This window comes from Tautonia plasticadhaerens, assembly GCF_007752535.1.
Taxonomy (GTDB): Bacteria; Planctomycetota; Planctomycetia; order Isosphaerales; family Isosphaeraceae; genus Tautonia; species Tautonia plasticadhaerens.
On sequence record NZ_CP036426.1, the window covers coordinates 6322597 to 6345542 of the forward strand.

Annotated in this window: 22 protein-coding genes; 13 read left to right on the top strand and 9 right to left on the bottom strand. The window is 70.0% G+C overall.

The features are described 5' to 3' along the window. The first annotated feature begins 12 nt into the window (after positions 1 to 12). The 7 genes from thiS to ElP_RS25295 all read left to right on the top strand — a co-directional run bounded on the left by thiS (position 13) and on the right by ElP_RS25295 (position 8798). Positions 13 to 1050, top strand: coding sequence for a sulfur carrier protein ThiS (thiS, locus tag ElP_RS25265; protein ID WP_315852648.1), 1038 nt, complete (start codon positions 13 to 15; stop codon positions 1048 to 1050). A gap of 300 nt (positions 1051 to 1350) precedes the next feature. Then, positions 1351 to 3342: an ATP-dependent DNA helicase gene (locus tag ElP_RS25270; protein ID WP_145274736.1), complete on the top strand. Its 1992-nt coding sequence runs from the start codon at positions 1351 to 1353 to the stop codon at positions 3340 to 3342. 198 nt (positions 3343 to 3540) lie between these two features. Further along, entirely contained in the window at positions 3541 to 3888 is a 348-nt protein-coding gene (locus ElP_RS25275) for a hypothetical protein (RefSeq protein WP_145274739.1), read from the top strand. Positions 3889 to 4107: 219 nt separating this feature from the next. Beyond that, on the top strand, positions 4108 to 4893 hold the full coding sequence (gene hisF / locus ElP_RS25280) for an imidazole glycerol phosphate synthase subunit HisF (protein WP_145274742.1): 786 nt from the start codon (positions 4108 to 4110) through the stop codon (positions 4891 to 4893). A 60-nt stretch (positions 4894 to 4953) separates the two neighbouring features. Then, positions 4954 to 6117, top strand: coding sequence for a type IV pilus twitching motility protein PilT (locus ElP_RS25285; RefSeq protein ID WP_145274745.1), 1164 nt, complete (start codon positions 4954 to 4956; stop codon positions 6115 to 6117). Between the two features lie 103 nt (positions 6118 to 6220). Beyond that, positions 6221 to 7960 (top strand): GspE/PulE family protein, encoded by a 1740-nt coding sequence (locus ElP_RS25290; protein ID WP_145274748.1) that lies wholly within the window; start codon positions 6221 to 6223, stop codon positions 7958 to 7960. A gap of 79 nt (positions 7961 to 8039) precedes the next feature. Continuing rightward, a complete protein-coding gene (locus ElP_RS25295; protein ID WP_145274751.1) occupies positions 8040 to 8798 on the top strand; it encodes a hypothetical protein in 759 nt (252 codons plus the stop codon). Between the two features lie 27 nt (positions 8799 to 8825). Here the strand turns inward: ElP_RS25295 and ElP_RS25300 are convergent, their stop codons facing one another. After that, positions 8826 to 10091 carry a tetratricopeptide repeat protein gene (locus ElP_RS25300; protein WP_145274754.1) on the bottom strand — a complete coding sequence of 422 codons (1266 nt, stop codon included), beginning with the start codon at positions 10089 to 10091 and terminating at the stop codon, positions 8826 to 8828. 171 nt (positions 10092 to 10262) lie between these two features. Beyond that, positions 10263 to 10781, bottom strand: a complete 519-nt coding sequence (locus ElP_RS25305) for a hypothetical protein (RefSeq protein ID WP_145274757.1) — start codon at positions 10779 to 10781, stop codon at positions 10263 to 10265. Positions 10782 to 11016: 235 nt separating this feature from the next. Here ElP_RS25305 and ElP_RS25310 point away from each other — a divergent pair, with 235 nt between their 5' ends. Continuing rightward, positions 11017 to 12426, top strand: a complete 1410-nt coding sequence (locus tag ElP_RS25310; RefSeq protein ID WP_145274760.1) for a DUF1570 domain-containing protein — start codon at positions 11017 to 11019, stop codon at positions 12424 to 12426. Positions 12427 to 12519: 93 nt separating this feature from the next. Here ElP_RS25310 and rpsR read toward each other — a convergent pair whose 3' ends face one another. From rpsR to ElP_RS25325, 3 genes are all read right to left on the bottom strand, one after another. Beyond that, positions 12520 to 12762, bottom strand: a complete 243-nt coding sequence (gene rpsR, locus ElP_RS25315; protein ID WP_145274763.1) for a 30S ribosomal protein S18 — start codon at positions 12760 to 12762, stop codon at positions 12520 to 12522. A 151-nt stretch (positions 12763 to 12913) separates the two neighbouring features. Next, positions 12914 to 13423 carry a hypothetical protein gene (locus ElP_RS25320; protein ID WP_145274766.1) on the bottom strand — a complete coding sequence of 170 codons (510 nt, stop codon included), beginning with the start codon at positions 13421 to 13423 and terminating at the stop codon, positions 12914 to 12916. 51 nt (positions 13424 to 13474) lie between these two features. Next, positions 13475 to 14044: a hypothetical protein gene (locus ElP_RS25325; protein WP_145274769.1), complete on the bottom strand. Its 570-nt coding sequence runs from the start codon at positions 14042 to 14044 to the stop codon at positions 13475 to 13477. A gap of 202 nt (positions 14045 to 14246) precedes the next feature. Between ElP_RS25325 and der the strand changes: the two genes are divergently transcribed. Together der and ElP_RS25335 are read left to right on the top strand one after the other, a co-directional pair. Then, positions 14247 to 15728, top strand: a complete 1482-nt coding sequence (gene der / locus ElP_RS25330) for a ribosome biogenesis GTPase Der (RefSeq protein ID WP_145274772.1) — start codon at positions 14247 to 14249, stop codon at positions 15726 to 15728. A gap of 28 nt (positions 15729 to 15756) precedes the next feature. Further along, the gene (locus ElP_RS25335) at positions 15757 to 16239 is read left to right on the top strand and encodes a DUF29 domain-containing protein (RefSeq protein ID WP_145274775.1); all 483 of its coding nucleotides are present in this window, start codon (positions 15757 to 15759) and stop codon (positions 16237 to 16239) included. 112 nt (positions 16240 to 16351) lie between these two features. On the opposite strand, the gene ElP_RS25340 is transcribed toward ElP_RS25335, so the two are convergent. The 3 genes from ElP_RS25340 to ElP_RS25350 all read right to left on the bottom strand — a co-directional run bounded on the left by ElP_RS25340 (position 16352) and on the right by ElP_RS25350 (position 19275). Next, positions 16352 to 17005: an RNA polymerase sigma factor gene (locus ElP_RS25340; protein WP_231749256.1), complete on the bottom strand. Its 654-nt coding sequence runs from the start codon at positions 17003 to 17005 to the stop codon at positions 16352 to 16354. Between the two features lie 487 nt (positions 17006 to 17492). Continuing rightward, a complete protein-coding gene (locus ElP_RS25345) occupies positions 17493 to 17990 on the bottom strand; it encodes a hypothetical protein (RefSeq protein ID WP_145274779.1) in 498 nt (165 codons plus the stop codon). A gap of 361 nt (positions 17991 to 18351) precedes the next feature. Beyond that, complete coding sequence (locus tag ElP_RS25350) at positions 18352 to 19275, bottom strand: radical SAM family protein (protein ID WP_145274782.1); 924 nt, start codon at positions 19273 to 19275, stop codon at positions 18352 to 18354. 129 nt (positions 19276 to 19404) lie between these two features. Between ElP_RS25350 and ElP_RS25355 the strand changes: the two genes are divergently transcribed. The 3 genes from ElP_RS25355 to ElP_RS25365 are packed head-to-tail and all read left to right on the top strand — an operon-like array spanning position 19405 to position 22267. Further along, positions 19405 to 20406 (top strand): NAD(P)H-dependent glycerol-3-phosphate dehydrogenase, encoded by a 1002-nt coding sequence (locus ElP_RS25355; protein WP_145274785.1) that lies wholly within the window; start codon positions 19405 to 19407, stop codon positions 20404 to 20406. Continuing rightward, positions 20397 to 20984: a DUF1802 family protein gene (locus tag ElP_RS25360; RefSeq protein ID WP_145274788.1), complete on the top strand. Its 588-nt coding sequence runs from the start codon at positions 20397 to 20399 to the stop codon at positions 20982 to 20984. Before ElP_RS25355 ends, ElP_RS25360 begins: the two co-directional genes overlap by 10 nt. Next, positions 20984 to 22267 (top strand): rhomboid family intramembrane serine protease, encoded by a 1284-nt coding sequence (locus tag ElP_RS25365; protein ID WP_145274791.1) that lies wholly within the window; start codon positions 20984 to 20986, stop codon positions 22265 to 22267. The genes ElP_RS25360 and ElP_RS25365 overlap by 1 nt, the downstream gene beginning before the upstream one ends. Here the strand turns inward: ElP_RS25365 and ElP_RS25370 are convergent. After that, positions 22191 to 22832 (bottom strand): PHP-associated domain-containing protein, encoded by a 642-nt coding sequence (locus ElP_RS25370; RefSeq protein WP_145274794.1) that lies wholly within the window; start codon positions 22830 to 22832, stop codon positions 22191 to 22193. The two genes, ElP_RS25365 and ElP_RS25370, sit on opposite strands and share 77 nt — an antisense overlap. Between the last annotated feature and the right edge of the window lie 114 nt (positions 22833 to 22946).

A 22946-nucleotide genomic window follows, 5' to 3' on the forward strand; every position in this document is an offset into this window, starting at 1 on the left:
GGTCCGCCAGCCGTGACCATCACCCTCAACGGCGAGTCCCGGGAATTGCCCGGCTCGATCAGCCTGGCCGAGGCCCTCCGCCTCTGGGATCTGCGGCCCGAGCACGTCGCCGTCGAGATCAACCGCGTCCTCGTCCCCCGCCTCCGACATGCCGAGACGACCCTGGGAGAGGGGGACGAGGTCGAGGTCGTCACCCTCGTCGGCGGCGGGGCCGTCGAGCCCTCCCCCGGCGGCGACCTCGGCCCCGACGAATTGACGATCGGTTCCCACCGCTTCCGCAGCCGACTCTTCGTCGGGACCGGCAAGTACGACTCGATGGAGCGGATGCGCGACTGCCTGGACGCCAGCGGCGCGGAGGTCGTCACCGTCGCCGTTCGCCGCGAGCGCCTCTTCGACCGCGAGGGCCGGAACCTGCTCGACTACCTCGACCCGGGGCGTTACACCATCCTCCCCAACACCGCCGGCTGCTTCAGCGCCGAGGAGGCGCTTCGCACCGCCCGGCTCGGCCGGGAGCTGCTCTCCGGCCTCGGCAACCCCGGGGCCGACTGGGTCAAGCTCGAAGTCCTCGCCGATCCCCGGACGCTCCTGCCCGACCCCGTCGCCACGCTCCGGTCGACCGAGGTCCTGGTCGGGGACGGCTTCACCGTCCTCTGCTATACCAGCGACGACCCGGTGATGGCCCGCCACCTGAAAGCGGCCGGGGCCGCCAGCGTCATGCCCGCCGGCAGCCCGATCGGCTCCGGCCAGGGGGTCCTCAACCCGAACAACATCCGGATCATCCTGGAAGATCTGAAGGGGGACGACCCGGACTACCCGGTCATCATCGACGCAGGGGTCGGCACGGCCAGCGACGTGGCGATCGCCATGGAGCTGGGCTGCGACGGCGTGCTGCTGAACACCGGCATCGCCGGCGCAGCCGACCCGTTCCGCATGGCGAACGCCATGCGGCTCGCCTGCGAGGCCGGACGCCTCGCGGCCTCGGCGGGCCGCATCCCGAGGAAGCTGTACGCCACGGCCTCCAGCCCGACGGAGGGGCTGATCCGCCGCTAGGGGCCTGGAGAACACAACGGCGACCCCCGAGGGCACCCCGACCCCATTCTCGCATCGGGACGAGCGTTCGGCCCGCGGAGGATCGCGCCCCAGGTAGCGGTTCGAATCGTCGAGAGGGCCCCGATCCGGCTCGATGAACGGATCACCGATGGGGCCGCTCGGGATGACGTCCACCTCCGGCGGCCCCGATCGCCGCGACCGAGTTCGTCGAAATCGCCGTCCTCCCGGGAGGGAGGAAGCCGGATCGGCCGTGATCTCGAACCCAGTTCCACCTCGGAACGCCAGGCCAGGGGACGGCCCATGACGAGCCTCGACTTCGACCCCGCACCCGTGCTCGGCCCCGGTGGTGCCATCAGTCGTCGGCTGCCGAGCTACGAGGCCAGGTCCGAGCAGCTCGAGATGGCCGGGGCGGTCGCGAAGGCGATCGGCGAGGGGGGGCACCTCGTCGTCGAGGCGGGGACGGGGGTGGGCAAGAGCTTCGCCTACCTCGTCCCGAGCATCCTGGCCGCGAGCGAGGCGGGCAAGAAGGTGGTCGTCTCGACCCACACGATCAGCCTCCAGGAGCAGCTGCTCCAGAAGGACCTCCCCTTCCTCCGCGCGGTGATGCCCTGCGAATTCACCGCGACCCTGGTGAAGGGCCGGTCGAACTACGTGAGCCTCCGCCGGCTCGAATCGGCCGGGGGGAGGGCCCTCGCGACCTTCCAGCACCCGGACGAGTTCGACCACTACAACGCCCTCCGGTCCTGGGCCGGGGAGACTGACGACGGCAGCCGATCCGACCTCGATTTCCGGCCCGCCCCCGCCGTCTGGGATGCCGTCGCCAGCGAGAACGGCAACTGCCTGGGCAAGCGTTGTCCCCGGTTCAACGACTGCTTCTACTTCAAGGCCCGACGCCGGATGCGGACGGCCAACATCCTGGTCGTCAACCACGCCCTCTTCTTCAGCGACCTGGCCCTGAGGGCCGAGGGCTTCGGCCTGCTGCCCGATTATGACGTGGTCGTCTTCGACGAGGCCCACACGCTCGAGGGCATCGCGGGGGACCATCTCGGCCTCCGGATCACCTCCGGGCAGGTCGATTACCTCCTGGCGCGGCTCTACAACGAGCGGACCCGCAAGGGGCTGCTCGCGCACTTCGACCTGGACGAGGCGATCGACGCCACCCGTCCGGTCCGCATCGCCGCCTCGGCCTTCTTCGCCGCCGTCTCCCGGTGGCGGGAGACCGACGGCCAGCCCAACGGCCGGCTCCGGCGCCCGATCGGCCTGGCGACCGAACTCCCCGAGGCCCTTCGCAAGTTGGGCCGGGCGATCACCGAAGGGGCGGAGGAGGTCCAGGACGAGGGGCAGCGCCTGGAGCTGGTCTCCTCCGGCGACCGCTGCGACCTGACGGCGATCATGCTTGACCGCTGGTTGGAGCAGTCGGAGCCCGACGGCGTCTACTGGGTCGACCTGGAGGGCGCCCCGCCGAGGCGTCGGGTCTCACTGTCCGCGGCACCGATCGAGGTGGGGCCGGTCCTCAACCGCCTCCTCTTCCAGGAGGTGCCGACCTGCGTCCTCACCTCGGCGACCCTCTGCTCCGGCTCCCCTCCCGACTTCCGGTTCGTCCGCAATCGGCTCGGTCTCTCGAGGGGCCAGTCGCTCCGGCTCGGCAGCCCCTTCTCCTTCCGGGAGCAGGTCCGCCTGCACCTCGCCCGGAACATGCCCGACCCCTCGGACGACCCCGGCGGCTTCGAGGGGGCCTGCCTCCGGGCGATCCCCCATTTCGTCGAGATGACCGGGGGGCGGGCGTTCGTCCTGTTCACCTCCTACCGGTTCATGGAGGCCGCCGCCCGGCTGCTCCTGCCCTGGTTCGTCGAGCGGGACATCGCGCTCTACTCGCAGAGCGACGGCGTGCCCCGGTCCCGGATGGTCGAGTCGTTCCGCGCCGACGTCAGGAGCGTCCTGTTCGGCACCGACAGCTTCTGGCAAGGGGTCGACGTACCGGGGGAGTCCCTCTCGAACGTGATCATCACGAAGCTGCCGTTCGGCGTGCCGGATCGTCCCCTGCTCGAAGCCCGGCTGGAGGCGATCCGGCGCCGGGGGGGCAACCCGTTCGTCGAACACCAGGTGCCCGAGGCGGTCCTGAAGCTCAAGCAGGGCTTCGGCCGCCTGATCCGGTCGAAGCTGGACCGGGGGATCGTGGCGATCCTCGACCCGAGGGTCCTCACCAAGCCGTACGGCCGGACGTTCCTGGATGCGTTGCCCGACTGCCCCAGGTCGATCGACACGACGGACTTCGCCGCCCCGGGCCGTTGAGCCGCGCCCCTGGCGGTCGCCCTCGGTCCCCTCGAATGCCCGACGAATCCACGGATTCTGTTTGGACCAGGCCCCGGAGGGTGGTACATTCGCGCCGGTGTCATCGAGACACGCCTCTCGCCATCGTCGTGCAATTCCCCACATCGAACGTACCCACTCACCCCCGAATCGCCGGGGGGCCGGGGAGGAGGGTCCGTCATGCAGCGTCATTTGGATCACTTCCGAGACGCCAAGCTCTACCGAGAGGGCGAACTGATCCTCGAGCAATTCGAGGGTTACATCGGCTGTCGGGAGAAGTCCGGCCACCGCAAGGAGTGGCACGGATATTTCCTCGTCAGCGCCCGGGAGCACCTCGACCCCGAGTCGAAATACACCCTGGAGCTGAGCGACGGCAGCAAGGCGACCATCCGGGGCTCCGACATCTCTTCGTGCGAGTCCGACGGGGGCGAGAAACACGCGGTCGAGTTCTACGTCGTCGGGGACATCCGGGGTGGATCGCGTCGCAGTATCGGCCTGGAGCACTCGGGGCGACGCCCCCTCGGCTGATCGTCGCCCGGCTCGGGAGCCCGTCCCGGGGAAGCCGGTGAGTGTCCACCCCGGCCGTGTCGGCAGGGCCGGTCCCGAGTCCGTTCGGGACCGGCTGTCCCCTAGGATTGCGCGGATTCCGGGAGTACAATTCCCCGCAATGGGCCCTCCCGGCCGGCCGACCTCGGGGCCGAGCCTCGACCCGGGGGCCCCACCGAAGACCGTCCGGGTTGCCGGCCCATGCTCGCCAAGCGGATCATCCCCTGCCTCGACGTGAACGCCGGGCGGGTCGTCAAGGGGACGAATTTCCTCAACCTCAGGGACGCCGGGGATCCCGTCGAGGTCGCCTCCCGCTATGACGCCGAAGGGGCCGACGAGCTGGTCTTCCTGGACATCACCGCCAGCCACGAGAACCGGGGGATCATCCTCGACGTCGTCCGCCGCACGGCGGAAGCCTGCTTCATGCCCCTGACCGTCGGCGGCGGCATCAAGACGCTCGACGACATCCGCGCCCTGCTCAACGCCGGGGCCGACAAGGTCTCGATCAACTCGACCGCCGTCCGCGACCCGGGGTTCATCCGCCAGGCCGCACGTCGTTTCGGCAGCCAGTGCATCGTCGTCAACATCGACCCGAAACGCGTCGACCGGGACGGCCGAGAGGCCTGGGAAGTCCACATCAACGGGGGTCGGGTGCCGACCGGCCTGGAAGCGGTCCCCTGGGCCCGCGAGGTCGAGAGGCTCGGGGCAGGTGAGATCGTCCTCACCAGCATGGATGCCGACGGGACGAAAAACGGGTATGATCTCCCCATGACCCGCGCCGTGAGCGACGCGGTGACGATCCCCGTCGTCGCCTCCGGAGGCGCCGGACACCCGGAACACCTCCGGGCCGCCCTCGTCGAGGGCGGGGCCGACGCGGCCCTGGCCGCCAGCATCTTCCACTACCGCGAGTTCACCATCGCCCAGACCAAGGACTACCTCGCCGGGCGCGGCGTCCCGGTCCGTCAACTCGAATCCTCCTCCTCCTAGGGTCGGCCCCACCGCCCCGAACGACACCCGTCGACCGATCCGAGTCCCAGGAGCATCCCCATGGCCACCGGCATCGAAGCGCAGACCCTCGAGCCCGTCTCCCCGAACGAGCCGGAAGCCAACAAGCTGTTCCGGATGGTCATGAAGCACAAGGGCTCGGACCTCCACCTGAAGGTCGGACTCCCCCCGGCCATGCGATTGACGGGCGTGATCCGACAGATGGCCCTGCCGGCACTCTCGACCGCCGACATGGAGCGGCTGATGTTCCCGCTGCTCTCGACCCGGCAGCGGGCCATCCTGGAGGACGAGGGGGGCGTCGACTTCGCCCACATCGTCTTCGACCCGAACGGCCTGGAGACCCGGTTCCGCGTCAACCTGTTCCGCCAGCGCGGCCGACTCAGCCTCGTCGCCCGCCGCGTGAACAACACGGTGCCGGACTTCGAGGGCCTGGGCCTGCCCCCGGTCCTGGCCGAGATCGCCACCCACGACCAGGGGATCGTCATCCTGGCCGGGGTCACCGGCTCGGGCAAGTCGACGACGATCGCCTCGATGCTCGAGTACGTCAACCAGCGCGAACGCTGCAACATCGTCACCATCGAAGACCCCATCGAGTTCACCTTCGTCGACGACAAGTCGATCATCCACCAGCGCGAGGTGGGCATCGACGTCATCGACTGGGACACCGCCCTGAAGCACGCCGTCCGGCAGGACCCGGACATCATCCTCGTGGGCGAGATGCGGGACCGCGACACGTTCAACGCCGCCATGCACGCCGCCGAGACCGGCCACCTCGTCTTCGGGACGATCCACGCCTCCAGCGCCCCGTCGACCATCGGCCGCATCCTCGACCTCTTCCCCCGGGACATGCACTCGGCCCTCCGGCAGTCCCTCGCCTTCAACCTCAAGGCGATCATCGCCCAGAAGCTGCTGCCGACGGCCAAGGACTGGGCCGAGCGGACCGGCCAGACCCGGATCCCGACCTGCGAGGTCATGCGGACCAGCCCCACCGTCCGCAAGCTGATCCTCAACGAGGAGGACGGCAAGCTCGGCGACGCCATCCGGATCGGCAAGGACGACGGGATGCAGGACTTCACCGAGAGCCTCAAGATCCTCGTCCAGGCCGAGAAGGTCGAGCGGGCGACCGCCTTCGAGGTCGCCCCCAGCCCCGAGGCGTTGAAGATGGCGCTCAAGGGCATTACGATCGCCCAGCCCGGCATCCTCTGAGTCGGCCGGGCACGCCCCCCGGCCCGAGCCGGGGGGCGGCGCCAGTCCCCCTTCGAATCGCGTCCCCGTCCCTCGTCGATCCGATCCGACCCGGAGTCCCACGATGATCCGCCCGCGCCTGGTCCTGGCGACGATCGCCCTGGCCGTCTTCGGCGTCGCCGCCGGGGCCGAGGCCGCCGAACTGCCGGCGCTACTGCTCGCGCAGTCCGGGGCCATCAACGCCCTGCGCGGGCCCGGCCTCTACCTCAACCTGTTCAAGTTCGTCCCGGTCGTCCTGATCTACCTCGCCTGGGTCAAGACGGTCGACTGGGTCGACGACGACACGAGAGACCTGCAGAACATCCGCTTCGAGATGTGGAACTCGCTGGTCTTCTTCACCGGGGTCCTCGGCTTCTTGCTCGTCTGGCTGATCCCCGTCTACCCGATCGGCCTGCTCCTGCTGCTGATCGCCTACCTCGCCCCGTCGCTGACCTACGCCTACTCGCGAAACCAGACGGTGCCCGACGACCGGAAGGTGCTCACCGCCTATCACTTCGGCGAGATCCTCAACGGGGTCTTCCGCCGTCGGATCTTCAACGTCGAGAAGGGGACCGATTACCACGGCGGGCCGCCGATCATCTTCGTCGGCAAGACCTCGACCGGGAAGCAGGAGGACGACCGGGTCGCCAAGGCCGAGGGCTCCACCCAGTTCATCGCCGCCAAGGAGCTCGTCTTCGACGCCATCCTCCGCCGGGCGACCGACATCCACCTGGAGCCCTCCCCCGACCAGACCTCCGTCCGCTACCGGATCGACGGCATCATGCACGCCGCGGAGCCGTTCGACCGCCCCACCGGCGACGCGGTCGTCAACATCTTCAAGGTCCTCTGCGCCCTGGACATCGCCGAGCGTCGCAAGCCCCAGGACGGCTCCTTCGGCGCCAAGTTCGAGGGCCGCGAGATCGACTTCCGCGTCGCCACCTCGGGCTCCAAGGCCGGCGAGAAGCTGGTCATGCGGATCCTCGACAACGCCGCCTCGGTCGGCCGCCTGGAAGAGGTCGGCATGAGGCCGAAGATGGTGGCCTCGATCCGGGAGATCGTCAACCAGCCCCACGGCATGTTCCTCTGCTGCGGCCCGACCGGGTCGGGCAAGAGCACCACGCTCTACGCCTGCCTCCGGGAGATCGACCGCTTCCAGAAGAACATCATCACCGTCGAGGATCCGGTCGAGTACCACATCGACAACGTCACCCAGATCGAGATCAATACCAAGGCCGGCCAGTCCTTCGCCGGCCAGCTGCGGTCGATCCTCCGGCAGGACCCCGACGTCATCATGATCGGCGAGATCCGGGACCAGGAGACGGCCACCATTTCTTGCCAGGCCGCCACGACGGGCCACATGGTCTTCTCGACCGTCCACGCCAACGACACGGTCACGGCCCTCTTCCGATTGCTCGACCTCGGGGTCGAGCCGTTCATGATCGCCAACTCCGTCTCGGCGATCCTCGGGCAGCGGCTCGTCCGCCTGCTCTGCGAGACCTGCAAGGAGCCGTACAAGCCCAAGGCCGAATTCCTCAAGAAGGCAAACCTGCCCCCCGAGAAGGTCGACGTCTTCTACCGGCCCCCGAAGGAACCCGAACAGGTCTGCCCCACCTGCGGCGGCACCGGCTACATGGGCCGCACCGGCATCTTCGAGTTGCTGGTCATCAGCGACGCCATGCGCGACCTGATCCGGGAGAACCCGTCCGTCAAGGCGATCAAGGACGAGGCCCGCAAGAACGGCATGATCTACCTGACCGAGGACGGCCTCCGCCAGGTGATCCAGGGCCGCACGTCGATCGAGGAGCTGATGCGGGTCGTCAAGTAACCAACGTCCCCCCGCCCACCCGCCTCGTCTCCGCGCCTCGAACCGACTCGCCTCGCCTCGCTTCCCGGGAGCCACTCCGATGGAGATCGTCGTCAACCTCGGCCTCGCGGTCGTGATCCTCGGCCTGACCTACATGATCATGAGCGAGGGCCTCTGGGGCGCCGCCTTGATCTTCTTCAACACGCTCTTCGCCAGCGTCATCGCCTTCAACTTCTACGAGCCGCTGGCGAAGCTCATCGCCGACAACGCCGGCTCGTGGTCGTATGGGTATGCCGACCTGGCCTGCCTGCTCGTCCTCTTCCTGGTGACCCTCGTCATCCTGAAGATCACGACCGAGTCGATCGCGCCGACGATGGTCCGCTTCCCGATGCCCGTCTTCCACGCCGGGCGGGTCTTCTTCGGCCTGGCCGCCGCCCTGGTCGCGACCTCGTTCATGGTGATCTGCTTCCACACGGCCCCGGTGCACAAGAAACTCTTCAACGTCGTCGGCTACGACACCAGGCCGCCCTTCGGCATGGCGCTGGACCACCGGTTCCTGGCCTTCTTCCAGCACACCAGCGGCTACCCGTTCTCGACCTACGACGAGGCCGCCTTCGACCCCTTCAACGAGTTCCCCAACCGCCGCGTCTTCGATCCCGAGGGCCGCTGGCTGATCGACCACGAGGACGCCCGCCCCTTCGGCGAAGGGTGGCGAGAGTCCGCCTCGTCATCGGCCGGCGCCGGCTCGGCGACGGGCGGTTCCGACCTCTACAACCGGACCGGCACCGGCCCCGGCGGCATCCCCGGGGGTACGACCGGTGCCGCCGCCGGGCTCGCGCCGCCTGGCGGCAACTTCTGACCGCGGGGAGGCCCGGCCTCCATCCCCTCAGGGGCCGGATGACACCTCTCCCGCCGGCTCCGTGCGGCCCAGACCGGCCAGGGCGTCCTGGGCCTGCCGGTTGAACGGATCGCGGGCGAGGGCCGCCTGATACCAGGCCCTCGCCTGGGCCTCGAAACCGATCGCCTCGCAGGTCCGGCCGATCTCGAGGTACTGCGAGGGTGCCGGATCTGCGTCCACCTTGACGAGGTTGTTCAGCAGGTTGTTCAACGCGGTGACCCGGTTCAACCGCTCGACGACCTCGTTCGCCTCCTCGCGGCGACCGGCCTGGTTCAGGGCCTGGGACAGGCCGGAGAGGGCGTCGCGGTCGTTGTTTCTCAGCTCGAGCACCGTCCGGTAGGCGTCGATCGCCTCCTCCGGCTCCCGCAGCCGTAGTGCCAGCTTTCCCCGGAGCAGGGCGAGTCCGGCGTGCTCGGACGGGGCGTCGGCCAGCAAGTCGCGGAGCGCGACCACGTCCCCTCGCTCGAATGCGAGCCGACCCAGCGCCGCGCGGGAATCCGGATCCGAGGGGTCCAGCGGTTCGAGGAGCCTCCCCGCCTCGTCGAATCGGTTCAGTTCCATGAGCGCGTCTGCCAGCGCGATCCGAGACGTCCGATCACCGGGGTCCCGCTCGACCGCCGACGAGAGCCGCTCCACGATCTCCTCCGGGGTCCACTGCACCCCTCGGATCAGCGACCAGAGGAACGCGTCCTTGGCGCTGACGGGCCCCGAGTCCGCCAGCCCGCGGAACTGCTCCTCGATGGCGTCGCTCTTGGACTGGTACCCGTAGATGAAGATCAGCTCTCGACGCACTTGCGAGAGCCCCGGATCCAGTTCCAGGGCCTCCCGGAATCGTTCCTCGGCCGCCCGGAGTCGGTCCCTCCGCAACTCGAGCTGACCGGCCAGCATCTTCGCCTGGGCGGCCATCGGGTCGTCCTCGGGGAACTCCCGGAGGATCTCGAGCGCCTCATCGACCCGCTCCCGGGCGATGGCGACCTGGGCCCGGAGCATCAGGTCGGTGGCGGTCGGCGCTCGGAGGGAAGCGAGCCGGTCCGACGCCCGCTCGGCCGCATCGAAGTCGCCCCGCTTCAACGCGGCCTGGGCCTCCCGCCAGACCTGTTCCGGGTCCGGGCCGGGCCAGGCCAGGATCGCGAGGGCGACCACCGCGAGGGACCCGACGGCGGCCAGGCCGAGCCTGCGCCAGGGACGCCCCCCCGTCCCGGGTCCGGGGGGAATGGTCGGGGCATCCTCGCCGGTCGTCTCGCTCGCGCTCATCGTCGGTGCTCGATCGTCGGGGGGGCCCGGCCCGGCGGGTGCGGGCCATCGGTCCCCGGTTCGGGGCCGGTGCCGGGATCGTCTCTGCCGAAGGTCACGGACCCGGGAGGGGGATCATTCCTACCACATTCTCCCGGCCTCCCGGACCGGCCGCAAGCCGAGGCGGCGCGTTCAGGGGAGCGGCTTCAGCTCGACCAGCTCGAACGTCGGCTGCTGCTCACCCCCCGCCCGCATCGGGCCGGGGCTGACTCGATAGGTCGCCACCTGTCGGGTCGTCGCCTCCACCACATAGAGCGGCGACCAGCCCCCAGCGGCGCTCAACCCGAGCTGCCCGACGGTCATCAGGAACCTCGGGGTCGTCCCCCGGGGAGGCCGGAAGTCGGCGACCAGGTCTCGGGACGCGAAGGCCCCCAGCACCCGAGTCCCCTCGACCGTCTGGCGGTAGTTCGGGACCGTCGCCAGCAACCGACCCGCCGAATAATCGAGGTAGTAGAGGGCGTCCGTCGTGGTGGGCTGCTTCGTCATCCGGTCGACCTCGACCGACACCGTGCCGGTCGCCAGGACCGATTCCCCCGATCGATCGCCCTGACCGGCCCTCGCCTGCGGGGTAGAATACGGCGCGGTCAGCCTCCCCAGGCCGAGGCCCGCGAGCACGCAGATCACGCAAGGCCCGACGGATCGAATCGTCATGACACGGCCCCCCCTCCGACGGGTACGTCGAGTTCGCTTCGGTCGGCATTGTGCGACGATCGGCCGGGACGGTCCAGCCGGAATCGGGCTCGGGCTCGGGTCGTTCCTGCTTGCGGTCCTGGCGACGATCGCCCCGCCTTCGCCCGAGACGGCGGGGGGATCACCCCGGGATCCCGCCGATCGGAGTCGGTTGCTCCAGGAGCGTCGGGCGATCCGCGAGTCCGAGTCCTCGACCTTGAACCGGATTGCGGAGGATCTGGAATCGACCGGTCAGGCGGATCGGGCTGTCGTCGTCCGTTCCCTGGTCGAGCCGACTCCCCCCCCCGAAGGACCCCGACGGTTCGAACCACTCCCCGAGATCGTCCCGCCTCCCGAGGTCGACGGCAACGCCCCGGTGCCCCCGGAGGCGACCTCGGCCCGTGAGGAGGCCGCCCGGGCGTACGCCGACCTCGCCCGACGGTCCGGCGAAGCCGATCGCCTCGCCCTGGCCGACGCCTGCTTCCGGGAGGTCCTCAGACGTCTCCCCGACGAACCTGAGGCCCGGAGGGTGCTCGGCTACGTCCCCCACGAGGGGGGCTGGGCCACGCCCCATGCGGTCAACCGGCTGGAGAACGGCGACATCTTCCACCCGACTTACGGCTGGATCCCCTCCGAGTACCTCCCCGAACTCGAACGCGGCCTGTTGCCGGCCCCCTCCCTGGCGGGCCGGGCGCCGTCCCGTTGGATCCCCGCCGCCGATGCCGACCGGCTCCGGCAAGGAGACATCGCCTCCGGCTGGCAGATCACGACGCCCCATTTCAAGATCCAGGCCAGCGTCCCGCTCGACGAGGGGATCGAGTTCGCCCGCAAGCTGGAATCGTTCTTCGACCTCTTCACCTCGATCACCGCCGACGTGATCGGACCCGAGCGGCTCCAGTTCGCCCGGCTCGTGCGAGATCCCGACGCCACCGCCCCAGCGAAGGCGGCCCGCCAGCACCTGGTCTACTACTTCGGCTCGAAGCCGCAGTACGTCGACTACCTCACCCGGCTGACCCGGAACCCGAAGATCAAGGACACGCTCGGCGTCTACCTGGACGACCGCAAGACCAGCTACTTCTTCAAGGACGAAGGGGGTGAGTTGACGGTCGAGGCGACCCTCTATCACGAGGTCTCCCACCAACTCCTCTTCGAGCTGGCCGGCCCCTCGGGCTATCAGCGAAACGCCGGGAATTTCTGGGTCTTCGAGGGGCTGGGGACCTACTTCGAGACGGTCTCATTCCAGCCCGACGGCTCGATCCGGTATGGCGGCCGGGTCGGCCCCCGGATCGCGGAGGCGAGACGGCGAATGGTCGAGGAAGATTCCCTCATCCCCATCGCCCGGTTCGTGACCTTCGACCGTGAGGAGTTCAACGACGCACTCCGAGGCGATCCGCACCTGAACTACGCCGAATCCATCGCCCTGACTGTCCTGCTGATGGACGGCGACCGCCGCGCGTACCGGGACGGCTTCCTCGACTACGCCGCCGATGCCTACCGAGGCCGGCTCCGGGCCGGGTCGTCCCTTTCGCTCGCCTCACGGGTCGGGATGAGCTACGAGCAACTCGACCAGGAACTCCAGGAATTCCTCGCCCCTCCCCTCGGCACCGAGGGGGTTGCCGAGCGGTGATCGCTCACGGCATCGGGGACAAATGAAGCGACGCCCTCGGGCCGACCCGGGGGCGTCGTCTTCGGTGTGTTCGTCGAGCCTTCGTCGTGCGGATCACTCGCCGACGTAGGGCAGCAAGGCCATGTATCGGGCCCGCTTGATCGCCTCGGCGGTGGCGCGCTGGAAGGCGGCGCAATTGCCGCTCCGCTTGCGGGAGAACATCTTGCTCTGATTGGTCAGCATCTTCTTCAGGAGGCCGAGGTCCTTGTAGTCGACATAAGCCGGCCGCGGGCATCCCTCGGGCGTGCAGAAGCGGCAGCGATTCTTGCGGCTTCGTCCGAACCGTTTGCGAGGCATTGAGGTTGCGTCCTGTGACGTCGGTACCAGTGAGGCGATCCAGGCCCTCTGCTCGGGCAAGCGATGAAACGAGTAATGTACCCTCCGGCACGCGATCCTTCAAGGTCAACGACGTGCCACAGCCCGATCCCGACCGACCGGGCTTCGCCGATCAGAACAGCGTCTTGACGAGCAGGATCATCGCCCCCCAGGCGATCGGCCAGGTCATCATCAGGCCGATGGCCACCCGGTCGGTCCACGATCGGGCCCTCAGCCCGGCCTCGGGGGACCTCGGGCCGATCCGCCGGAGCACCAGGGCCGCGACCACGGGCACGACCCCGAGCAGCGGGTGGACCGCCATCCGGGTCGGCACCACCAGGGCGGTCATCGCCAGCCAGTAGGAGCCGATCAGCAGCCAGGCGACCTGGGCCCAGCTCAGCTGCCGGGTCGCATCGTTGAGGCCCCGGCGATCGATCAGCAGCAGGACCGGGCCGGCCATCGCCAGCCCGAGCCAGAGGTGCAGGATTCCGGCGACGACCGCCACGCCGGGCGCCATCGAACGGCTCGACGGCCAGAGCGATCGCAGCAGCAGCGCCGAGGTCCCGAAGCCGACCACCAAGCCGATCAGGTCGATCAGCCGGGGCCCGGTCGGCCTCGGGGGATGCGTCCGGTCTTCGGCCACCGGGAGACTCCCTTCGGATTCGGTGCGGGAGGGTCGCGGCCCTCGGTTCGATCAACCCGGTGAGCCCAGCACGATCATCCCCAGACCGCATTGCATCGGCCAGGCGACCGCCAGTCCCAGGCCGACCCGATGCGTCCAGCCGCTTGGCTCCGTCTCCGGATCCGCCCCCGGCGGCACCATCACCCAGCGGGACCAGATGACCGCCAGGGTGACCAGGCTCGCCGCCCCCAGCCCGGCGACCAACGCGAGTTCGTAGAGCTGATCGGGCAGCCCCCCGCCCCGACGGCCCGATTCCCCCACGATCCTCGACAGGGCCGACACCACCCAGGGGGCCCCGAGCATCGCCCAGAGGTGATCGCCGAGCCGGGCCGGCGTCCTCGGTCGGCCCGAGAACCGGCGGATCAGCGTGAGGAACGGCCCGGAGGCCGTCAGGGCCACCCCGCAGAAGGTGAGCCAGATCAGCACCCATCCGGCGGGATTGAGCCCGCCCCCGGGGGTGGCCTGACGCAGGTGGACCGACGCGATGGCCGCCCCGGCCACCAGCGCGATGCCGTCGAGCAGGGTGAATCCCGACCCCGAGGTGCCGACCCTCCCGACCGTCGTCCCCGAATCGCTCGCCATCGGCTTCCGCGCCCCGCTCGTTGTCCGATCCGGGCCCCCGAGACTAAAATAGGGCGTGATCCCGGCGGGGCCAGCCCCCCGACCGCCGACTCGCCGAAGGATCGATCCCCCGCGACCCCCATTCTAGAGGATCGCCCCGAGGCCGGGGCCCCCCGCCGACCCAGACCGGATCGGCCGCCCGGCCTCGGGGGACGCCATCGCCATGCCCCTTCCCCGAGTCGTGATCGTCGGCCGACCGAACGTCGGCAAGTCGTCGCTGTTGAACTGGATCACCGGCCGCCGGATCGCCATCGTCGACGACGTCGCCGGCGTGACCAGGGACCGCGTCACCATCCTCGCCGAGATCCCCGACGGAAAGGACACCCGGTTCGTCGAGCTGATCGACACCGGGGGCGTCGGGATCGTCGACCGCGACGACCTGAGCGAGCACGTCGAGCGCCAGATCGAGACCGCGCTGGGCGAGGCCGACGTGGTCATCTTCGTCGTCGACGTCCGGGAGGGGCTCATGCCCCTGGACGAGGAGGTCGCCCGCCGCCTCCGGTACGTCCAGGCCCCGGTCATCCTCGCCATGAACAAGGCGGACGACCCGAAATTCGACGACCAAGGGCAGGAATTCTACAAGCTCGGCCGGGGCAAGCGCCTGCCGATCTCCACCCACCAGAATCGCGGCAAGCCCGAGCTGTTCGCCCTGATCCGGGACGAGCTGCCCCCGGAGGACGACGGCTCGAAGGTCGAGCAGGAGGCGATGAAGATCGCCGTCGTCGGCCGCCCGAACACCGGCAAATCGACCTTCATCAACATGCTCGCCCACGCCGAGCGGATGATCGTCTCCGAGGTCGCGGGCACAACCCGGGACTCGGTCGACGTCCGCTTCGAGCTGGACGGCCTGCCGTTCGTCGCCATCGACACCGCCGGGGTCCGACGGAAGGCCAAGATCCGCGACGACCTCGACTTCTATTCCCTCCACCGGGCCGAGCGCTCGATCCGACGCTCCGACCTCGTCCTCCTGTTCATCGACCCCACCCAGGGCATCACCCGGCTGGACAAGCAGCTCGCCGATTACATCTCCAAGCAGTACAAGCCCTGCATCTTCGTCGTCAACAAGTGGGACCTGATCCTCACCGACCTCTCCGGCCCCGCCCGCGGCGAGACCGGCCGGTATGCCACCCTGATGCAGCACGCCTTCAAGGGGATGGCCTACGCGCCGATCGCCTTCATCACGGCCAAGACCGGCAAGAACGTCAAGTCGCTGATCAACCACGCCCAGGCCATGTACAAGCGGGCCAATCGCCGGATCGGCACCGCCACGCTCAACCGGGTCCTCCGCGAGGCCGTCTCCCGCAATTCCCCCCCGGTCCGGGAGAATCGCGTCCCCAAGATTTACTACGCCACCCAGGTCGGCGTCGCCCCGCCGACGATCGTCCTCTTCGTCAACCGCCCCGGCATCTTCGACCCGACCTACCAGCGCTATCTCCTCAATGTCTTCCGGGAAGAACTCCCATTCCGGGACATCCCCATCAAGTTGTACCTCCGGGCCCGGACCCAGACCGACCCCTCCAAGCCGCGTCGGGACGACGACGACGACATGCCGGACATCACCGAGCGCGGCGCCGAGGAGCGTTTCCACGTCGACGAGCTGGACGAGGAGATCAACGACATGCTCGGCGAGTTCAACGACGAGTGACCCGGCCCCTCCGCGACCGAGGACCAGCATGAGAATCAGGACCGATCAATACCAGCCCGGCCCCCCTCCCCGCCCGATCGAGGATCTGGCCTCGTTGTATCGGGATGACGAAACGGCCTGGCTTGAGATCATGTCCAGCCTCGCCCGCCAGGGCCGCGTCGAGGAGTTCGACCTGCCCAGCCTGTCGGAGTACCTTGCGGACATGGCCTGGCGAGACCGCCGAGAGGTCGAAAGCAGGCTCGTGGTCCTCATGTCCCACCTTCTGAAGTGGGAGCATCAGCCCGACCAACGTTCTCGAAGTTGGAAGGCGACGATCGTCGAGCAACGGCAGGAGTTGAATCGCCATGCCGGGCGCGGGGTACTCAAGAATCACGGGATTGCCGTCGTCGAGACGATCTATCCAGAGGCGATCGACCGGGCCGCCGCGGAGACCGGCCTGTCGCGAGAATCGTTCCCCCCGTCTTGCCCGTTCACCTTCGATGGCCTCTTGATGGTCGAGGTCGACGATTGACCGACTGGAGGCTCCAGCCCCGGCCTAGATCCTCGGCCGGTCAGGCGACACCGGGCGACCTTCGAGGAGTCCCCGATCCGTCACTCGGACGGATCGGGGCTCCGATTCGAACTCAGCAGGCGATCAGGAGGGCATCCTCCTCCGCCTCGTCGACATCCGGGGCGTCGGTCCACTCCTCCGGGTCGGCGGAGTCGGCCCGGAGCTGGGCCTTCAGCCGCTTGCGGGCGGTGTGGAGCCGACGCTTGACGGTGCCGATCGGGACCTCCAATTCCTCGGCGATCTCGATCAGCGACTGCCCCCGGATGTAGAAGGCCACGAGGGCCTCGCGGTCCAGGGGCTTGAGGGCGTTCATCGCGTCCCAGAGCCGTCGGGCGCGCTCCCGGGCGATGAGCTCGTCGATCGGCTCGTCCCGATGGGCGGCGGCCCCGTCGAGCACCTCGTCCTCGATGCTCGACGGCGGGACCCGGCGGGTGGCGCGATTGATCGCCATCCGCACGGTCACCTGCCGCAGCCAGCCGGCGAACCGCTCGGGCTCGCGGAGCTGGTCGAGGCGGCCCATGACGTGGAGGAACACCTCCTGGGTCAGCTCCATCGCCTCGCTCGGGTTCCCCAGGCGAGACAGGGCCACGGCGTAGACGGTACGCTGGAACTGCTCGACCAGCATCCCGAACGCGTCGCGGTCCCCCTCCCGGGCGCGGGCGACCAGGGCCGCGGTGCTCGACCAGCGGCTGGAGCAGATCTGCTCCTCCGAAACAGTGGCGATCACGATCGTGCGTCCCCATCCTCAGGGGTCCACACCCGTCCGCCCCGGCCTCGTGTGATCGGCTGGGCGCGAGGGCGAACGGGCGGCGTCGGTGGTCCACGGGTCCGGTTCGATGCCGGTCGGCCTCGGCGTCGTCGACAGGCGGGAAGAGAGCGCGTACGCCGCGGGGCGCGAGGCCACAGGACGCGACGGCGCGACCCTCCCGGGCGGCGACGCGGGCCGGGTCCCGGTCTGATCCGGACCCGACGGTTGACGGCTCGGGCACGCGGCTCGCTCGTCCTGGGCCGCCCCGATCGCGGATGCTCGCGATCGAGACGAGGCGACACGAACCCTCGCGCGGGCCGACCACCCGCTCGGCTCTCGGGGCGTCGGCGTCTCGAAACTCCCAGGGACCGGGTCAGGCCCCTCCCGGCGAACGAGGGGGGCCATCCGGCCCGACGGCGATTCGGGACGCGACGGATCCGTCAATAAGTGAGCTGGGGGTCGGCGTTCACCCCCCCGTGGCGAAGGGCCGTTTCGAGGCGGCCTTCACCGGGGCGGGGGCGTGGTCTTTCGCGGCGGTGGCCGCCTTGGGAGTCGCGGCGGCGAGTCGGGGAGGCGCAGGGACACCTGCGACGACGCCGACGGGGACGACTCGACATCCATAAACGTCGCGTCGTACGCCTTGCCTGACGACCCAGGGCGACATGCCGAGGGGAGACCACGAACTCGGCCGTTGCGACGGACCAAAGGACGGCCAGTCGCCCGAACCGAGCGGCGAACCCGGGATTGCGTCGGGCCGATCGATCCGAATGCGTTCGGGATCGATCGGCGCGGGGGAAATCCCGGCGGACAGATGGGGCCCGAGATGGAGGATGGAGACATGGCGGCTGCGCGTGGCGCGAACCTGCAGCATGTTGACATCCACCACCGGGGCGAGCGACCGCGTGCCGTTGGTCAGCAGGGTCAGCGAGGCCGAGCGGGTCAGGCTGGTGAGATTGGTCAACATCGCAGGGGCCCTCACAACCGCCTCGACGAGGCGGGAAGGTGGTGAGGCGACATTCAGATCGGCGGCACGTCGGCCGCCGTCGGAGGACCGGCCCCGGTCTCGGGGTCCCGGCCGTCGCAGGGGGGAAGGTTCCTCGGACTGCTTCGGTCGTTGGGGGAATCGGATCCGTTCGGAGTCCGGGGCGGGTCGCCGCAAGGGCGTCCGGTCCCGATGGTTCCAGCAGGGACGCGCGGTGATCGCGGAGTGCGAATCCCGGCCACCGCACGCGACCCTAGACAGGCCTGCCCGCCCGGAGGTTCGCGCCGATTCCGGAAAGATTCCGGGAGGCGGGATCCGCATGCCACCGCATGTCCCATCGGAATCATAGCCGAGGAGGCGACACGTCGCCATCGGTGTTGTCGGCCGCCCCGATCGGGACCATCGCCCCCCCGCCGAGATGACGCCCCCCGAAGCCGTCCCTGCCGACCCCCACCCGGCCCGGCAGGTGCCGCTCGGCGACCTCGGCCATCCGGTCCCGGTAGCCCAGCCCCACCGAACCCGGCTCGACGGCAGCCATCGCCCCGGGCAGGCCGGTCCGGAGGGTCCGGCTGCCCGTCGCCGAGCCGTCACCGCCGATGTAGTGGTCCAGGACGACGGCGTCGGCCGCCCCGGCGACCCGGGCGAAGAAGCGATCCGGGTCGGCGATCGGCAGGAGCGGTGCCACCGTGATCACCACGAACACGCCGAGGTCCCGCAACGACCTCGACGCCTCGAACCGCCGGTCGACCGGGCTGGCATGCCCCGGGAGGCCGGGTAAGCGATCCCGGTCCGTCTCGATCGAGAGGTGCACCCGCAACGCGCATCGGCCCGAGAGCTCGATCAGCAGCGGGCCGAATTCCGAGACCCGGTGCGAGTGCGTCTGCACGATCAGGAGATCCGGGGGTTCCGCCCGCATCGCCGAGAGGACCGCCCGGGAGATCCCCCAGCGCGCCTCCTGGGGTGGGAAGGGCTCCGTCGCACTTGAGAAGAAGACGCCGAACCGGCCCCGCGACCGCCGCGCCCAACGCCGTTCCCGATCGACCTGTGCGAGATACGCGTCGGCGGCGTTGGTCCGGGCCTCCAGGAACGAGCCCCAAGTCCGGCCCCGGGTTAGGTGGCGCGCGTGCTGCACATAGCAGCCGACGCCGCAGAGGGACGCCCCGAACGGACATCCCCGGTACGGCTGGAGCGAGTGCGAGGCGATGCCGTCCAGGTACCCGGAGGTCCGGGTGAGGATCGACCGGACGGTGGTGGGTTCGACCTGCATCCGTGGGCTCGCTCGACTGCGGGGATTCGCCCCGTCGGGGCGCCCGACATTATACTGGGGCCGCGTACTGGGGCCGCCGGACGCTCCCCCCGGGGAGGTTCCGCTCGGCCGGGGCTCGGGGAGGGGGAGATGACGCTCGACCAGATCGCCATCCTTGGTGCCGGGGGCATGGGGACCGCGATGGCGGTCCTGCTCGCCCGATCGGGCCTCGGCGTCCGGCTCTGGGCCAGGAGCCCGGGGTTCGTCGACGAGGTCCGCCGGACTCGGGAGAACGCGAGGTACCTCGCCGGGATCCCCCTGCCCGAGCCGATCGACCTCACCAGCGACGCGGGGCATGCCACCCGGGGGGCGGGGCTGATCCTCGTCGCCGTCCCCTCGGCCCACCTCCGCGCCACGCTCCGCGCCATCGCCCCTGAGGTGCCGCCCGGCACCCCGGCCGTCAGCGTGGTCAAGGGGATCGAGCGGGAGACCTTCGCCCGGCCCAGCCGGATTATCCGCGACGAGCTGGGGCCGCGACCGGTCGCCATCCTCAGCGGCCCCAGTCATGCCGAGGAGATCGCGCGGGGCCTGCCGACCTCCGTCGTCGTCGCGGGGGAGGACGCGGGCCTCAACCTCCTCGTCCGGGACGCCCTGAACACCGACCGCTTCCGCGTCTACAGTAATCCGGACGCGATCGGCGTCGAGCTGGGGGGGGCCCTCAAGAACGTCATCGGGGTGGCGGCGGGCGTTTGCGACGGCCTCGGATTCGGCGATAATGCCAAGGCCGGGCTGGTCACCCGGGGTCTGGCCGAGATGAGCCGATTCGGTACGAGCCTCGGGGCCCGGCCGGCCACCTTCCTCGGCATGGCCGGGGTCGGCGACCTGATCACCACCTGCTTCAGCCCCTTCGGCCGCAATCGGGCGTTGGGGGAGCGGATCGGCCGGGGGGAGACGCTCGCCGAGATCGAGGCCTCGACCCCCAAGGTCGCCGAGGGGGTCCCGACCTGCCGGAGCGTCGAGGCGATGGCCCGGGATCTCGGCATCGAGATGCCGATCACCTCCGCCCTCCGCCGCATCCTCTTCGACGGGCAGCCTCCCCTGGAGGCCGTCTCCGACCTGATGGAACGAGAGACCAAGGACGAATGGCCGTGACCCCCGAGCCGATCCCCCCCTCCTGTGCCGTCGCCTTCAAGGAGTGGCTCGGCGTCTGTGCCGCCCTGGCCGACGGCCGCCAGTCGCTGATCCTCCGGAAGGGGGGCATCGACGAGGGCCCCGGCGGCTTCCGCCCCGAGCACTCCTGCTTCTGGCTCTTCCCCACGCACCTCCACGAGGCCCAGCAGGGGCTCCGGGACGAGCAGATCCCGGCCGACCTCCCCCCCCCTCCCCCGGGTTCAATCGACCTGCCCGCGCTGGCCCTCGTCGAGTGCATCGCCTGGGTCGACCGCCCCGACGCGCTCGGGCCCCTGGCCGACCTCCACGTCTGGACCGACGAGACGGTGCTCAAGCGGTTCCACTACAAGAGGCCGGGGCTCTGGGTGCTGGGGGTCCGGGTCCTCCGGGCCGACCCGCCCCCCCGGATCGAGGTGACCGCGGGACAGGCCGGTTGCAAGAGCTGGGTGCCGCTGGAGCGGTCGCTCTCGACCGCCGGCCTCGTGCCGACGCTCGACGAGCCGACCCTGGCCGATCGCCTCTCCCGGATCCGGGCGTGCTCGACCCCGGAGGCGTCCTGATGGACCTCGAGGACGATGACGAGCCGAAGGGCCCCGCCCTCCTCCGGGCCCCGGTGACCTCCCTCCTGGCCCTCTCCTGGGTGGCCCTCTTCGTCCTGCTGGCGATCACCCGGGCCCGGGCCGGGCCGATCAACGTCTGGGGAGCCCTCTACGGCGGCTTCATCGTCACGGACATCAGCGGGGTCTTCGGCGACGTGACCCCGATCGCCCTCTACGGTGGCCAGTCCTGGCGGGCCGTCACCGCGACCTTCGTGCACTTCAACGTCCTGCACCTGGCCCTCAACCTGGTCGCCTTCGTCCAGCTCGGGCGGGTCGTCGAGTCGTGGTACGGCCCCTGGCAGTTCCTGACGCTCTATGCCGTGCTCGGCGCGGGCGCGAATTTCGCCTCGAACCTGCTCCGGCCCTGGATCGACGGCGCCCCGGGGATGATCGTCCACAGCGGCGGGGGCTCGACGGTGGTGCTCGGCCTGATCGGCCTGGTGGCGGTCGTCGGCTGGCGGAATCCGGCGGAGTTCCCGAAACGGGCGCCGTACTGGATGCTCGGCATCCTGGTCGCCAACGGCGTGCTCGGCGCGGTGGTGCCGAACATCGACAACCTCGGCCACGCATGCGGTGCCGTGGTCGGCGGGCTGTTGGGCCTGCTCGACCGCCGATTGCTCCGCCGGGCGAACTCGAGGCGGGCGAAGCTGGCGGGAGTGATCGCCCTGGGGGTGCTGGTCGGTTCGGCCTGGATGCAGGCGGGCCAGGCCCGGGCCGAACTCGACGCGGCGACCCGTGAGGGTCGCTGGGGGGCGGTCGTCCAGCGCCTCTCCCAGGTCAGCTTCTTCTATCGCCAGCTCGCGGCCCGCGGCATCTCCCCCGCCCTGCGGATCGCCCCGAGGCCGCCGAACCTCCTCGGGTTGCCCATCCTGGAGATCCCCGAGGATCCGAAGGTGATCCCCGCCCTGAGGCTGGCCCTGCTCGCCTCGATCCGCCAGCTCGACGCCCTGCCCCAGCCCTTCGACCGCCCGCCCTTCGTCGAGGCCTACCGGGAGGTCCGCCGCCTCGGGTCGAGGGCCCTGTTCAAGGCCCCGACCCGGGAGGAACTGCAGCGATTCGAGGGGGCCTTGCCCCGGCTCTCCCGGCCCGCCTGGGCCTCCTGGGCCCGGGCACGCCAGGATCGGTCCCGGATGAGACATCCGGAGCCCCGCTTCGGCGGGGAGCGGATCAGGCGATTGGTCCGCCGATCAGGACCGCCCCGGGCCGGTGCCGGGGCTTTCCCGAGCGCGACTTCAACGCCCTGACGAACTCGGCCATCGTCCGGATCGGCCCCGAGAACTCGGTGAAATAGCAGCCGATGGTCATCGGGTCGTGGGCGTCGCTCGACCCGGTCGACCCCATCCCGGGGCAACGACGCAGCATCGCCTCGGTCTGGGCACGCATCTCGGGCGTGACGTTGTTGCTGACGACCTCCAGGGCGTCGAAGACGGCGCCGTGCGTCTCGACGATCGCGTCGAAGTCCTGGCCCCAGCGGTACGGGTGGGCCGCGACGATCGCCGCCCCCTGGGCCTCGACGACTTCCAGGAGGGCCTTCAAACGCACCCCCGGGCGGCAGTCGTCCAGGTCGGTCAGGCCGTAGACGAGGAAGTGCCCCTCCCGGGCCGAGACCTCGACGCCGGAGAGGACCGTCAGCCCCTCGGCCCGGGAGGCCAGGTCGGCCAGCTCGTCGGGGTCCCAGAGGGCGTCGTGCTCGGTGATCACCACGCCGTCGAGCCCCGCCTCCCTCGCCCGATCGATCAGGTCTTCGGGGTCGATGAAGCTGTCGGGCGAGTGCCTGGTGGTGTGAATATGGTGGTCGATCCGTGCCATGATGCTCCGAGGGGTGGGAAGGCGAGAGTCGATCGCGGGGGAGCCGGCCGGGAGGCCGGCGCGTCGACTCCGGTGGGTCGGGTGTTGCCGTGCCGGTGTAGGGGTCGAGACCGG